This window comes from Polyangium sp. 15x6 (assembly GCF_029960785.1).
Lineage (GTDB): Bacteria > Myxococcota_A > Polyangia > Polyangiales > Polyangiaceae > Polyangium.
Window position 1 is genome coordinate 1 of the sequence record NZ_JASBQE010000008.1, and the last position, 14,000, is coordinate 14,000.

General features: G+C 67.7%; 9 protein-coding genes. 7 read left to right on the forward strand and 2 right to left on the reverse strand.

Annotation, left to right across the window (positions count from 1 at the left end; translation table 11 throughout):
* Positions 1-4,621: DUF4215 domain-containing protein (locus QHF83_RS08405; RefSeq protein ID WP_282417241.1), on the reverse strand; the 4,621-nt coding region annotated here is incomplete at its 3' end.
* 162 nt (positions 4,622-4,783) lie between these two features.
* Between QHF83_RS08405 and QHF83_RS08410 the strand changes: the two genes are divergently transcribed.
* From QHF83_RS08410 to QHF83_RS08440, 7 genes are all read left to right on the forward strand, one after another.
* Positions 4,784-5,827 carry an FHA domain-containing protein gene (locus QHF83_RS08410; protein WP_282417242.1) on the forward strand — a complete coding sequence of 348 codons (1,044 nt, stop codon included), beginning with the start codon at positions 4,784-4,786 and terminating at the stop codon, positions 5,825-5,827.
* Entirely contained in the window at positions 5,827-6,819 is a 993-nt protein-coding gene (locus QHF83_RS08415) for a 2-oxoglutarate and iron-dependent oxygenase domain-containing protein (protein WP_282417243.1), read from the forward strand. The genes QHF83_RS08410 and QHF83_RS08415 overlap by 1 nt, the downstream gene beginning before the upstream one ends.
* A 156-nt stretch (positions 6,820-6,975) precedes the next feature.
* Entirely contained in the window at positions 6,976-7,767 is a 792-nt protein-coding gene (locus QHF83_RS08420) for a creatininase family protein (protein ID WP_282417244.1), read from the forward strand.
* Between the two features lie 19 nt (positions 7,768-7,786).
* Positions 7,787-8,557, forward strand: coding sequence for a Phenylacetic acid catabolic protein (locus tag QHF83_RS08425; protein WP_282417245.1), 771 nt, complete (start codon positions 7,787-7,789; stop codon positions 8,555-8,557).
* Between the two features lie 602 nt (positions 8,558-9,159).
* Entirely contained in the window at positions 9,160-9,597 is a 438-nt protein-coding gene (locus QHF83_RS08430) for a hypothetical protein (protein WP_282417246.1), read from the forward strand.
* Between the two features lie 139 nt (positions 9,598-9,736).
* Positions 9,737-11,308 carry a carboxypeptidase-like regulatory domain-containing protein gene (locus tag QHF83_RS08435; protein WP_282417247.1) on the forward strand — a complete coding sequence of 524 codons (1,572 nt, stop codon included), beginning with the start codon at positions 9,737-9,739 and terminating at the stop codon, positions 11,306-11,308.
* A gap of 110 nt (positions 11,309-11,418) precedes the next feature.
* Positions 11,419-12,171, forward strand: coding sequence for a YkgJ family cysteine cluster protein (locus QHF83_RS08440; RefSeq protein WP_282417248.1), 753 nt, complete (start codon positions 11,419-11,421; stop codon positions 12,169-12,171).
* A 33-nt stretch (positions 12,172-12,204) separates the two neighbouring features.
* Here QHF83_RS08440 and QHF83_RS08445 read toward each other — a convergent pair whose 3' ends face one another.
* Positions 12,205-13,989: a hypothetical protein gene (locus tag QHF83_RS08445; RefSeq protein ID WP_282417249.1), complete on the reverse strand. Its 1,785-nt coding sequence runs from the start codon at positions 13,987-13,989 to the stop codon at positions 12,205-12,207.
* Between the last annotated feature and the right edge of the window lie 11 nt (positions 13,990-14,000).

Sequence of the window (14,000 nt, forward strand, 5' to 3'; positions counted from 1 at the left end):
CGCCTGCGCCGCCGGCACCACCCGCGCCGCCTGCGCCGCCGCCGCCGCCGCCGCCGCCCGCGCCGCCCTGGCCCTCATCGGCGCACGACGCGCTGCAACCGTCGCCGTCCGCCTGATTGCCGTCGTCGCATTCTTCCACGCCCGATTGCACGAACCCGTCGCCGCAGCTCGCGTCCTCGCACGTGGACAGGCACGCGTCCGTGTCCTCGTCATTGCCGTCGTCGCACGCCTCGCCCGCCTGCACCACGCCGTCGCCGCACGTCGGCAGCGAGCAGTCGTTCTTGCAGCCGTCCGTGTCGTCGTCATTGCCGTCGTCGCACGCCTCGACGCCGTCCTCGACGAACCCGTCACCGCAGCTCGCGTTCTTGCAACCCGAAACGCAGCCGTCGGTGTCGTTCGTGTTTGCGTCGTCGCATTCCTCGACGCCCGATTGCACGAACCCGTCGCCGCAGCTCGCCGCGAGGCACGTGCCGAGGCACGCATCCGTGTTCGACATGTTGCCGTCGTCGCACGCCTCGCCCGGCCCGACGATGCCGTCACCGCAGCCCGGCAGCGAGCAGTTGTTCCGGCAGGCGTCGGTATCGACCATGTTGCCATCGTCGCAGGCCTCGACGCCCGATTGCACGACCCCGTCCCCGCAGCTCGCCGCCTTGCAGCCGACGAGGCACGCGTCCGTATCGTTCCCATTGCCGTCGTCGCAAGGCTCGACGCCCACCTGGACGAACCCGTCGCCGCAGCTCGCCGGCACGCACTGATTCAGGCACGCGTCCGTGTTGCTCGCGTTGCCGTCGTCGCATTGCTCCGTGCCGGCCTGCACGAAGCCGTCGCCGCAGCTCGCCTGCACGCAGGTGCTCAGGCACGCGTCCGTGTTCGACACGTTTCCGTCGTCGCATTGCTCGACGCCGGTCTGCGTTTGACCGTCGCCGCACTTCGCGGTGACGCACGTGTTCAAGCACGCGTCGTTGCTGCTCTGGTTGCCGTCGTCGCACTGCTCGAAGCCCGCGCGGACGACGCCGTCGCCGCACTTCGCTTGCACGCAGGAGTTCAGACAGGCATCCGTGTTCACCGTGTTGCCGTCGTCGCACTGCTCGACGCCAGTCTGCACAACCCCGTCGCCGCATTTCGCGGTCATGCACGAGTTCAGGCAACCGTCGTCGTTGTTCATGTTGCCGTCGTCGCACTGCTCGACGCCCATTTGCACGACGCCGTCGCCGCACTTCGGAGCCTGGCACGTGCTCAGACACGCGTCGTTGTCGTTCTGGTTGCCGTCGTCGCACACCTCGACGCCGGCCTGCACGTAGCCGTCACCGCAACCGGCGTTCTTGCAGCCCATCACGCAGGCGTCGGTGTTCACCATGTTCCCGTCGTCGCATTGCTCGACGCCCGTCTGCACGTAGCCGTCGCCGCAGCTCGGGTTCGTGCAGGCGTTCAGGCAGGCGTCATTGTTCGACGTGTTCCCGTCGTCGCATTGCTCGCCCGCCTGCACGTAGCCATCGCCGCAGGCCGCGGGCTTGCAAGCGTTCGTGCAGACGTCGGTGTTCGACGTGTTCCCGTCGTCGCACTGCTCGACGCCAGCCTGCACGTACCCGTCGCCGCAGGCCGCGGTCTTGCAACCCATGACGCAGCCGTCGGTGTTCGACGTGTTCCCGTCGTCGCATTGCTCGACGCCCGCCCGGACGAACCCGTCGCCGCAGGTCGCCGCCATGCACGTCGCGAGGCAGCCGTCGGTGTTCGACGCGTTCCCGTCGTCGCATTGCTCCGGCCCGTTCGTCAGGCCGTCGCCGCAATACGGCCCGGGGCCCGAGCAGTCGGCCTTGCATTTCCCGTATTGCCCGTTCGCCGGCCCGTCGTCGCAGGTCTCGCCCGCGCCGAGCGCCCCGTCGCCGCATACCGAGGCGGGCGCGTATTCGTAGGCGCCCATGTCGTACTCGGCGCCGTTCAACCCGTCGCCGTTGAGCGGCCGGATCGTGCCCTCGATGTCCTTCGACGGCGCGCCCGTCGCCGTGCCCACGTCGATGCAGAAGCTCGACGACGTGAGCTTGAGGTTCGTCGATCCGACGTAGAGCGGGTTCGACGAGATCGTGCCGACGCCCCCGCTCGTCCCCGAATAATTCGTCGAATTCCCCCACACGTCCGAATACGTCACCGTCACCGACGACGTACCGCCGACCGTCTCCCGGTAGATCCCGTACGACGTGTTCGTCACGATCGCGTTCTTGATCGTCACGGTCAGCGGCGGCGACGACGTGTACGTGTACACGCCATACGACCCATTCTGGTTGAGCGTCGCATTCGTGATCGCGAGCGACACGCTCCCCCCGCCCGACGACGACACGTACACACCCCGGCTCGAGTTGTTCCGGATCACCGCGTTCGTGATCGAGCCTCCGCCCGTCCCGGTGTAGTACACGCCGTACGTGTTCGTGTGCGCCGTGAACCCTTCCAGCGCCGGCGTCCCTTCCGGCACGTGAATGCCATACTGCGCGTCCGAGATCGTCACGCCCGACAGCACCGGGTTCGGCGCTCCCTGCCGAAAGATGACCCCGTACCATTGCGACGTGCCCGACGTCGTGCCCGACAGCGCCACCGGCTGCGCCGACGTCCCCTTCGAGCTCAGCGTCCCCCGCACGACGAGCTCCGTCTCGCTGACGTCCAGCCCCGAGCCCATCACGTCGCTCGTCGAAAAGCGCACGGTCACGCCCGGATCGAGCGTCAGCGTCACCCCCGGCGCCACCGTCAGATCACCCGTCACCGTGTACGGCGAGCCCGCGAGATTCAGCGTCGTGTTCGTCCACAAAACCCCGAGCAGCCCGCTCGTCGGATCACTCGTGTACGGCAACGCCCCGATGTCCGTCCCCGCCGCGCTCGCGAACCGCGCTGGCGAATTCGACGTCAGCCGCAGGTTCGACGACGACACGTACAGCGGATTCGCCAGGATGCAGCCCGTCCCCGCGCTCGTCCCCGAAAAGTTCGTCGAATTTCCCCACACATCCGAGTACGTCACCGTCACCGTCGACGAACCACCCACCGTCTCCCGGTAGATCCCGTACGACGTGTTCGTCACGATCGAATTCGTCACCGTCACCGTCAGCGTCGGCGACGACGTGTACGTGTACACGCCGTACGACCCATTCTGGTTGAGCGTCGAATTCGTGATCGCGAGCGACACGCTTCCCCCGCCCGACGACGACACGTACACACCCCGGCTCGAGTTGTTTCGGATCACGGCGTTCGTGATCGAGCCTCCGCCCGTCCCGGTGTAATACAGGCCGTACGTGTTCGTGTGCGCCGTGAACCCTTCCAGCGCCGGTGTCCCTTCCGGCACGTGAATGCCATACTGCGCGTCCGAAATCGTCACGCCCGACAGCACCGGGTTCGTCGCTCCCTGCCGGAAGACGATCCCGTACCATTGCGACGTGCCCGACGTCGTACCCGACAGCGCCACCGGCTGCGCCGCCGTCCCCTTCGAGTTCAGCATCCCCTGCACGACGAGCTCCGTCTCGCTGACGTCCAGCCCCGAGCCCATCGCGTCGCTCGTCGAGAAGCGCACGGTCACGCCCGGATCGAGCGTCAGCGTCACCCCCGGCGCCACCGTCAGATCACCCGTCACCGTGTACGGCGAGCCCGCGAGGTTCAGCGTCGTGTTCGTCCACAAAACCCCGAGCAGCCCGGTCGTCGCATCACTCGTGTACGGCAACGCCCCGATGTCCGTCCCCGCCGCGCTCGCGAACCGCGCCGGCGAATTCGACGTGAGCCGCAGGTTCGACGACGACACGTACAGCGGATTCGCCAGGATGCAGCCCGTCCCCGCGCTCGTCCCCGAGAAGTTCGTCGAATTTCCCCACACGTCCGAGTACGTCACCGTCACCGTCGACGAACCGCCCACCGTCTCCCGGTAGATCCCGTACGAGGTGTTCGTCACGATCGAATTCGTCACCGTCACCGTCAGCGTTGGCGACGACGTGTACGTGTACACGCCGTACGACCCGTTCTGGTTGAGCGTCGAATTCGTGATCGCGAGCGACACGCTTCCCCCGCCCGACGACGACACGTACACACCTCGGCTCGAGTTGTTCCGGATCAGCGCGTTCGAGATCGTGCCTCCGCCCGTCCCGGTGTAATACAGACCGTACGTGTTCGTGTGCGCCGTGAACCCGGAGAGCGTGGGCGCCGCGTCGATCACGTGAAACCCGTACTGCGCGTTCTGCACGACGAGCTCCGTCGTCGTGAGCACGGCCGTGGTCGCGTCGACGACGACGCCGTACCACTGGCTCGCGCCCGCCGTCGCGGACCGGAAGTTCACCGGGCTCGCCGCGGTCCCCAGCACGTCCAGCGTGCCGCGGATCGTCATCTCGACCTCGCTCGTGTCCTTGCCGGTGGCGAGACCGTCCGACGTGCTGAACTGCACCTCGACGCCGGCCTGGATCGTGAGCTTCGAGCCCGCAGGGACGATGATGTCTCCCTGCACGAGGTAAGGGCTACCGGCCACGGTCCAGGTCTGGTTGACGATGTTGCCGCCCGGGATCGTCGTCGCGGCCTGGGCGGCGCGTGGACACGCGAGCAGAATCACGGCCCATAAAAGGGCGATCAAGGGAAATGCGAGCGCTATCGGGCGCTTCATGACTGGCTCCTCGCAGGAACGTTCGTGCGCGGGCGCGGGGCGCTTTCCCCCTCGGGCCCGGCGAAAGGGCGACGCTACCCCAAGCAGTTCTCCGACTCAACGACCTCCATCGATCGCCGACTTGCCTCCGGGCCGCTTCCGTGCCCCAATGATCTTGAAGCGATGCGCGCAGACGACGACGAGGAGCCCGGGGAAGAGACCGGCACATTTGGTCCCCTTTTCGACAACCGCGGCACGATGGCCGTCCTCGCCGCGTCCGACGAAAACCTCCCCGCGCCGCCGCCCCGCGCCGCGTTCCTCGTCGCCTACGACCGGCTCGCCGAGCTCGCCTCCGCGACGCGAAAGCCCTCCTTCGCCGTGGCGCTCGTCGACCCGCGCGCGCGCCTCGTCGGCGCCGTCCTCTGCGAGGCGGGCTCGCCGCTCACCATCGGCCGGCACACGAAATGCCGCTTGCAAGTGCCCTCGTCCGCGATCTCGCTCCGCCACATGGCCGGGCTCGTGCTCGCCGACGGCAGCGCGCCGAAGCTCCAGGTCTGGGACCTCAACACGAAGCTCCCCTTCCGCGCCGAGGACGGGCAGGAGAGCGGCGCGCTCTCCTCCGACGGCCCCACGTACCTCTCGATCGGCGCGTACGCGCTCTGGTTCTTGCCTTGCTCGCCGGACGTCCCGTGGCCCGCGCGCGCGGGCGACGCGTGGACCTCGATGCCGCCGCGCACGTTCGTCGATCGACGCGCCCCGGCCGCGTCCGACAAGCGCGCCGGCGTCGACGCATTGCCCCCGCCGCGCCTCCGCGGCGGACCGTATCGCGGCCTCGAGGAGCCCTCGCGCGTCACCACGCAGGCCTCGCCGCTCTTGCTCGGCGACGACGAGGAGCCCGAGATCGCCTGGGGCACGATCCGCCTGCAGGCCGGCATGGCGAAAGCGAAGCGGCGCGTCTCGGCGGAGCGGCTCGGGCAGGGCCTGCTCATCGGCCGCTACGAGCGCTGCGGCCTCTCGCTCGGCGAGATCGACAGGAACGTCTCCCGCGTGCATTTCCTCCTCGTCCGCATCGGCGCCGACGTCTGGGCGATCGACACGGGCAGCACGAACGGCGTGCGCCGGAACGGCCGCGCCATCGAGGCCGAGGTGCTCGCGGACGTGGATCGCCTGGAGTTCGGCTCGCGCATGATCCTCGACTGGCAGCGGCTCGAGCACCCGGAGGCGTGATGGCCGAGGGCATCTCCGCCGTCCCGATCGTGGATCTCGGCCCGCTCGTGCGAGGCGGCCCGGACAAACTCACCGCGGCGCGGGCGATCGACCAGGCTTGCCGCGGCTCGGGGTTCTTTTACGTCGTGGGCCACGGCGTGGACGAGGCCCTCGCCGCGCGCCTCGACGCGCTCTGCCGGGCGTTTTTCGCGCAGGATCTCGATCGAAAGATGGAGATTCGCATGGAGAAGGCGGGGCGCGCGTGGCGGGGGTATTTCCCCGTCGGCGGCGAGCTCACCTCGGGCAAACCCGACCTCAAAGAGGGCATTTATTTCGGCGCCGAGCACGAGGACGACCACCCGCGCGTCCGGGCCCGCGTCCCCCTGCACGGGAAAAACCTCTTCCCCGACCTCCCCGGGTTCCGCGAGGCCGCGCTCGCGTGGATGGCCGAGATGATTCGCCTCGGGCACGTCATCCTCGAAGGAATGGCCCTCGGCCTCGGCCTGCCCGCTTCGTATTTCTCCGAGCGTTACACGGCGGATCCCACGATCCTCTTCCGGGCCTTCCATTATCCGCCTCCGGACGGCGACGCCGAGGGCTGGGGCGTCGGAGAGCATACCGATTATGGGCTCCTCACGATCCTGCGGCAGGACGACGCCGGAGGATTGCAAGTGAAATCGGGCGGCCGCTGGGTCGAGGCGCCGCCCGTGCCTGGATCCTTCGTTTGCAACATCGGCGACATGCTCGATCGAATGACGGGCGGGCTTTATCGATCCACGCCGCACCGGGTCCACAATCGCTCGGGGAGAAATCGGCTCAGCTTGCCGTTTTTCTTCGACCCTGGCTGGGACGCGGAGATCCAGGCGATCGATACGAGCCGTGCGGACGGCCGAGCGGACGAGCGGTGGGACCGGCAAAACGTGCACGAATTTCGGGGAACCTACGGGCAATGGCTCCTCGGCAAGGTCGCGAAGGTCTTCCCGGAGCTCGGGCAAGCAGCGGGCGTGACGTGAAACTCTCCTCGCCTTCCCCCGATTTCCAGAGCTTCCCGGCCCCCTTCGCGGCGAACGCAGAATGCAAGCAAGAGGCCAGGACCGTAAAATTTCGCGTCCTCTCGCGATGTCCCAGCGTTCGTGCTATCCGGTAGGGCCTTCGAGAACCACGACCGCATGCGCGCACGACGCCCTCATATCGCGGAACTCACGACCCAGACGCTGCAATCCCTGCTCACGGGTCCCACGCCGCCCGTCGTGCTCGTCCCGGTCGGCTCCGTCGAGCCGCATGGCCCGCACCTGCCTCTCGGGACGGACACGATGATCGGCGACGCGGTGGCCGAGCGCGCCGTTTCTTTGCTCGAAGCGCGGGGAACGGTCGCGCTGATCGGCCCGAGCGTGCCTTATGGCGTCACGCGTTTCGCCGAGGGGTTCGCCGGCGCCGTCACGGTCACGGAGGAGGCGCTCATTGCGTTCCTGCGCGCCGTGATCGAGGGATATCTGAAAGCCGGCTTTTGCCATGTTTGCCTGGTTTCCAATCACCTCGAGCCCGCGCACGACGCCGCGGTGAGGGCCTCGATCGAAGGGCTTCCCGCGGGCCAGGCCTCCGTGGCCTCGCCGCTCTCGCGTCGCTGGGCGCGCACGCTCTCGGCGGAGTTCAAGAGCGGCGCCTGTCATGCGGGGCGGTACGAGACGTCCATCCTGCTCGCGGCAGCCCCGGACACCGTCGACGAGGCCCGCATGGCGGAGCTCCCGGCGCTCGGAATCAGCCTCTCGGACGGTATCCGTCAGGGCAAAACGAGCTTTCTCGCCATGGGGATCACGGACGCGTATACGGGCGCGCCAGCCGAGGCCACGGCCGAGGAGGGGCGCGATTCGATCGAGCGACTGGCGACGATGGTCGTCGGCGAAGTGGAAGACGGTCTCGCCGCGAAGGCCCTCGGGGGCGAAGCTTCGCGGAGTCCATGAAGTACCAATAGGGGGGGAAATGACGAAAGCACAGGAGTCCGGCGGTGACGACCGCTGGCAGCGGACGCTCGTCCAGATGATGCAGGGGCAGGCCTATCGCGAGCTCGCGGCGGCGCACCTCTTCGGCCACGGCCTGCAATTCGTCCCGGAGATGCGCTGGCTCAAGCTCTTCACCTGGCACATCCGCGAGGAGCTCGAGCACTACGAGGCCGTGGCGCGCATGTACCAGGATTTCACGGGCGAGAGAGTCGAGCCCGTCGTGAATGCGCGCCTCGCCGAGCGCCCCGTGCCCCTCGCCTCGAGCTTCTACGAGCTCGCGATGGCGCAGTTCCTTTACGACCGCGGCGGCTTCTGGCAGCTCCGCGAGTACGAAGAATGCAGCTTCGAGCCGTACCGCAAGGTGGTCCGCAAGATCGTCGAGGAAGAGCGTGGACACCAGGCGCTCGGCGAGCGGCTCGTCGTGGAGTTGACGCGCACGGGGCGATACGACGCGGACAAACAGAAGATCTTCGAGCGATGGCTGAGGCAGGGGCTCCTCTCGTTTGGCCGGCCGGGCAGCGAGGGGGCGCGATACGCCATCGCGATGGGGCTGAAAAAGCGTGATCCCGCGGAGGTGATGCAGGACTTCCTCGACGACATCACTTCGGCGATGCGCCTGTGCGGCCTCGTGTTCCCGCCGCTCGCCACGCTCGGGATCGAGGGTCCCGAGAAGGTAGCCGTGCCTCCGCCGTCGGGGCCCGTGAGCGCCCCGCCGCGGACCGAGCGCAGCGCGGGCCAGCCCGCGGTCTAGAACATCGAGCGGTTCGGCGCTCTGGCCACTCCGGCGGCGACGGCGGCGCGAATCCGCTGCCATTCCCGATTTGCGCGATTCCGCGCATCGAATACCACAATACGATTCGCCCGCGGCATGCGAATACCTCCACCGAGGACGGCGTGCGACCGCGCAAAACCCGCGAGAAACGCGATTCTCTCGGCGTGCCCGCGCGGGGCCGGCTTCCGGCGCAACGCGGGGCGCCTCCCCCGCATCATCCTGTGCGTGCTCGGACTCGTCCTCTTGCCGATCGTGATCGTCTCCGCTGCGGCGGCGGTCGTGATCGCCGGCCGTCCGGTGTCGCGCGTCGTCGCATTCGCGGGTACGTCCACGCGCGTGGCCCCGAATGCGATGTCGAATGGAGAGGTGGTAACAAAAATCTCCAGTGCGGCTTGCTTGTCCGAGGTCGCTTGGTAACACTTAATGCATAGGAGCTGCTGACGAAGACGCGCTCCTGAATGAAACGCAGTCGCTTCGGATCGGAGCGCCCCGCGGAGATGCATTGCGCAGCTCCTCGAAGGCGAGCCAAGTAGCAATAGCTAACGACACACCTGCTTCGATACGGGGGAAAGAAACACACCATGAAGAAGCTGCTTTCGTTTGCGTTCGCCGCCGCGATGATCGTGCCCTCCAGCGCCGCCATGGCCCTCACCGAGGGAGCCGCGTTCGAGGTCTACGTCAATGACGACTTCGCGGGGACGATCTATCCCTACCTTTACAAGGACGCGGGGAAGGCGTGCCTCTACGTGTCCGAGTGGTACAACCAGGGCTACCTCATCAGCGAGGAGTGCGACCTGCTCGAGCGCAAGACGAAGGGCTACCTGAGCTGCCTCGGCAACAGCTACATCAACTTCCCGACCACGGTCGCGAGCGACGTGTACTGCCGCGGCTTCAATGACTGGGGCCTCTCGCTCCAGATCGAGTACATGCACGTCGGCGAGCACTACGACGGGTTCGCGGGCGTCGTGAAGTACGCGGGTTACCCGTACGTCAACACGATCGAGGCCTGGGAGTACTGATCTCGCGCCGCGGTAGGGCCGGCATTCCGGCCTGACGTGGCGAACCACGGGCGCCGCCGCTCACCACGGCGGCGCCCGTTTCTCTCGGCCATCACCCTGAAATCATCCTTTTGCCCGACAGGCGATGTCGAGGTTCACGATGCACCTGCCCACGAACCAGAAAAAGCCTTTCTTTCGCTCCCCTGCCGGATGGGCCACGCTCGGGACCGTGCCGGTCCTCGCCCTCGGCGCTTTCCTTCTCTGGCCTTCCGCTTCGCAGAGCCACGCCGCCGACGCGCCCGACGCGGCTCCCGACGCCCGCGCGAAATACATCAATCGTGGCCTCTTCCGCTCCGGGGACGAGGAGCCGGGCGATGTGGAGGCGAAGGCGATCACCGGCCGCGTCTATTCGATCGACGGACAGCCCCTCGCGGGCGTGCAGGTCTCGGCCACGAGCTTCGCCATCGCCGGGAACCTCCCGACGACCGCCGCCTCGCTCGAGACCGACGCCGAGGGCCGCTTCGAGATGCGCCTGCCCGACGGCAGCTATCAGCTCGTCGCGAACAAGAGCGGATACGGGCCCTCGTTCGTGCCCGCGCAGACCGGCGAGAGCGTGAGCCTCGTGATGACGAAGAGCGGCGCCGTCCGGGGCCGCGTGCTCGACGCCGATCGCGCGCCGATGCAGCGATTCGTGATCGACGTGCTCACCGCCGCGCCCGATAGCTTCGCCGCGCCCATGCCGCTCTGGTCCAAGCGATTCGAGGTGACCGACGGCACGTTCGAGGTCGACCAGCTCCCGGCCTGGCCCGTCGTCATTCGCGCGACCGCGGTCGACCACGCCCCGGCCTTCTCGAACGCCATCAACATCGAAAAGCCGGGCGACACGCGCGAGGTCGAGCTCGTCCTCGGCGATGGCTGCGTCCTCGAAGGCACGGTGAAAGACGGCGCCGGGCGCCCGCTCGCGGACGTCTTCATCGACGCCGAGGCGCGCTTCCCCGGCGGCGTGAGCGAGGTCTCGATGGAGGCCGCGAGCCGCGCCGAGAGCGACGAGAACGGCCGGTTCCGCATCGAGCACGCCCCCTCGGGCAAGGTCGTCATTCGCGGCTACGACGGCGAGCACGCGCCGAGCACGGTCGTCGTCGAAATGACCGATTGCAAGCTCGCCAAACCCCTCGAGCTCGTCATGTCGGACGGCGGCAGCATCACCGGCGTGGCGCGCAAGGGCGACGGCAGCCCGCTCCCCGGCGCGCGGCTCACGCTCATGCAGCGCGCGATCGGGTTCGTCAACGTGATTGCCGACGAGGACGGGCAATTCAGGTTCGATTCCATCCCGCCGGGCAACACGCGCCTCGAGCTCCTCCATGGCAATCAGCGCACGTCGGCCTCGGTGCGCGTCGAGGAAGGGGGGATCACGGAGCGCGACATCACGATTCACTCGACGGGCCAGGGCGAGATTCATGGCCGGATCACGGCGGGCGGCACGCCCCTCGGGGGCGTCCAGGTCCTCGTCGCGGCGAACCGCGGCCGCGAGAAGGGGCTCGACATCCGGTATCCCGTGACGGACAAGGACGGCGTCTACAAGCTCGCGGGGCTGCCCGAGGGCCATTATGCCGTGAACGTGGTCACGTCGGCGAGGACCGAGGGTGTCCAGGTCGAGGAGGGCAAGGTCGCCGTCCTCGACCTCGATATCGCCGAGCCGCAGAAGAAGAGCGCGCGCGAAGAAGCGGAATGAACGTAAAGGCGCGGCGCGGGCGAAGGTGGCTCGTCGCCGCCGCCCGCGCGCCGCGCGTGTGCGATCCAGCCGGTCCGTGATAGGCTGCGTGCCTCGCCATGCCGGAACCCTTGAAAAACAGGTTTACCTTCGAGCTCGGCACGCCCGAGGGCACGCTGCGCGCGAACCTCGCCATCCCCGCCGAGCCGATGCGGCTCTCGGACCTCTCGCGGCTGGTGATGCCGCTCGACGAGCAGATCGTCGCCCTCGGCGTCAAGAAACACCTGCCGACCCTCGGGGCGGTCTCGTGCAAGAAGGGCTGTGATTCCTGCTGTTACCAGCTCGTGCCCATCTCGCCGCCCGAGGCGTTCATGATCCACGACCTCGTCGCGACGATGTCCGAGGCGCGGCAGGAGGAGGTGCTCACGCGGGTCGTCGACGCCGAGGCGGCGCTCGAATCGTTCGGCCTCGACGAGGCTGCGTTCGCGGAGATGTCGAACGACAACGAGCTGCGCAAGCTCCTCATCGCGTGGCATCGGCAGGGCATCGCGTGTCCGTTCCTCGAAAACGGGGCGTGCACGGCGTACGCCTCGCGCCCCTCGGGGTGCCGCGAGTATCTCGTGACGTCGCCGGCGGAGAATTGCTCGAAGCTCGGCGAGGTCGTGGTGCGGAGGCTGCCGGTCTCGATTCGCATGTCGCTCGCGCTCTCGCGCGTGACCGCCCGCCTGCTCGGCGGCGAGCCCACGATCTTCCCGCTCACGCTGGCCATTGCATGGGCCGAGGCGCACGAGGAGGAAGGTCAGCGCCGATTCGACGGCTTCATGCTGGTGAACATGCTGCTGGAGGAGCTGTCCGGGGGCAACCCGGCGGACAAACCGTCCTGAACGAGGCTCGTCCGCCGGCGGGGCGCGGGGGGATCAGGGCGTCACGAGACCCGTGAACATCGTGGCGCCCGTGTTTCGCTGGGCGTTCTTGAACGGGGCCGCGAAATCGTCGTTGTCCCGCACGGTGGCCATGACCTGGATGAAATAGTATTTCCCGGTCTGCAGGATACCCTCCGGGAGGGTGACGTTCGGGCTCTTGACGTACACGTGCGCGACGTTGCGGCGGGTTGAAAGGACGCCGTCCGCGTCCGTGAGATCCGTCGTATCGACGACGGTGACGCGATATCGCGTGGGGGTGCCGAGCGACGGCGCGGTCCACGTGATTTCCGGCGTCGTCCCCACGCCCGTCGTCACCTGATCGTAGGGCGTATCCTTGCCGGCGACCTTGATGTTCTGCGGGAGGCCGAGGGTCGGCGTGAGCGGCTTGCCTGTGATCTCCTCCACCGGCGCGGAAACGGTAAAATTGCCGCGGAGCGACTCCGAGGTCGTCTCGGGCAGAAGCGATCGGACGCTCTTGCTGAATGTGATGGTCACACCGCCGAACGTTTGCCCGTCCGTGAACGGGTCCCCGTACGAATAGGTATGCGCGTGGTCGCCGGCGAGAACCATGGTCCCCGCGTCGCAGCCGCTCGGGCATGCGGCTGGATCGCAGAGGTTGCCGTGGCAGGCCGGGTCCGGGTTCGAATAGACCGTCCCATGGATCACGCTGAGACCGAGCAGCGTGGCGAATGTACCGATTGCGGGCTCGGGCACGCTGGGCTCGTGGTCGACGCTGAAGCCGACGGCATGGAGGGTGAGCGGGGTGTTCGGAAGCAGGGCGTTCCAGGCCGAACCCTTGTAGTCCAGATCGAAGCTCTTCTGCGGGGCCGGCGAGAAGGTGCCTTTTGCAACGCTCGTGCCCCCGTTCGTCATGGTGAACGGCATGGCCTCCATGCTCTCCGCCGTGGCACCGTACGTGTAGCCGTTCCACGGATTGCCGTCATCCGTCGGCGTACCGACCTGCTTCGTCACGTTGTGCAGGACCGTGACCTCGTCCCCTTTGCTCCCGTCGATGAGCGTTGGGTCGGTGAAGAACTGGACGAACGTGTCCTGCGCATTGATTTTCCAGGTGGAGAGCTGGGTGGCTCCATTCGCGGGGGGATTGTCCTCCGGGGGGCTCGCCGGGGCGTAGACATAGGCGAGGGCCGTGCCGTTTTGCGAATAGATCAGGATCTCGTCGTCGAGCCCCTGGATGTTGCCCATGTCGTCGACCGTGGACACCTGCAGGGGCACGCCGAGGGTCGCGTCGATCGTGAGGTACGTCGGCTGCGACATGGGCGTGGGATCGGGCCGCCCGCTGTAGAGATAGCCGATATCGATCGTCCGCGCATCGGTCGCGACAAACCACCGAACCGGGGGCGCGTTCGGGAACTGGGACGAGGGCGTGCTCTCGAGGGCGAGGAGATACGGCCCCTCGGGGACGCCGGGGATGGAGATGTTGCCGTCGGCGTCGATCGTGCCCGGGTAGGATTGCACGGTCCCGCCTTGATCGACGAGGGCCTCGATCTTCGCCCAGGATTTGCTGCGCCGGGTGATGTCGCCGGTGGTCGGCCGATGCAGATCCACCGCGGTGCCCGTCACGCCATCCGGGGCGCCGCCGGTGCCGCCATTGCCAGCGGCGCCGCCATTGCCGCCGGTAGCGCCGCTGCCGCCGCTGCCGCCGCTAGCGCCACTTCCACCGGTACCATCACTGCCGCCACCGCCGCCACCGCCGCCACAAGCAGCCGTCGCCGTCAGTGCCATGAGGATGCCGAGAGAGATTAAGCTGTAGGTTCGCATAAGTACTCCTT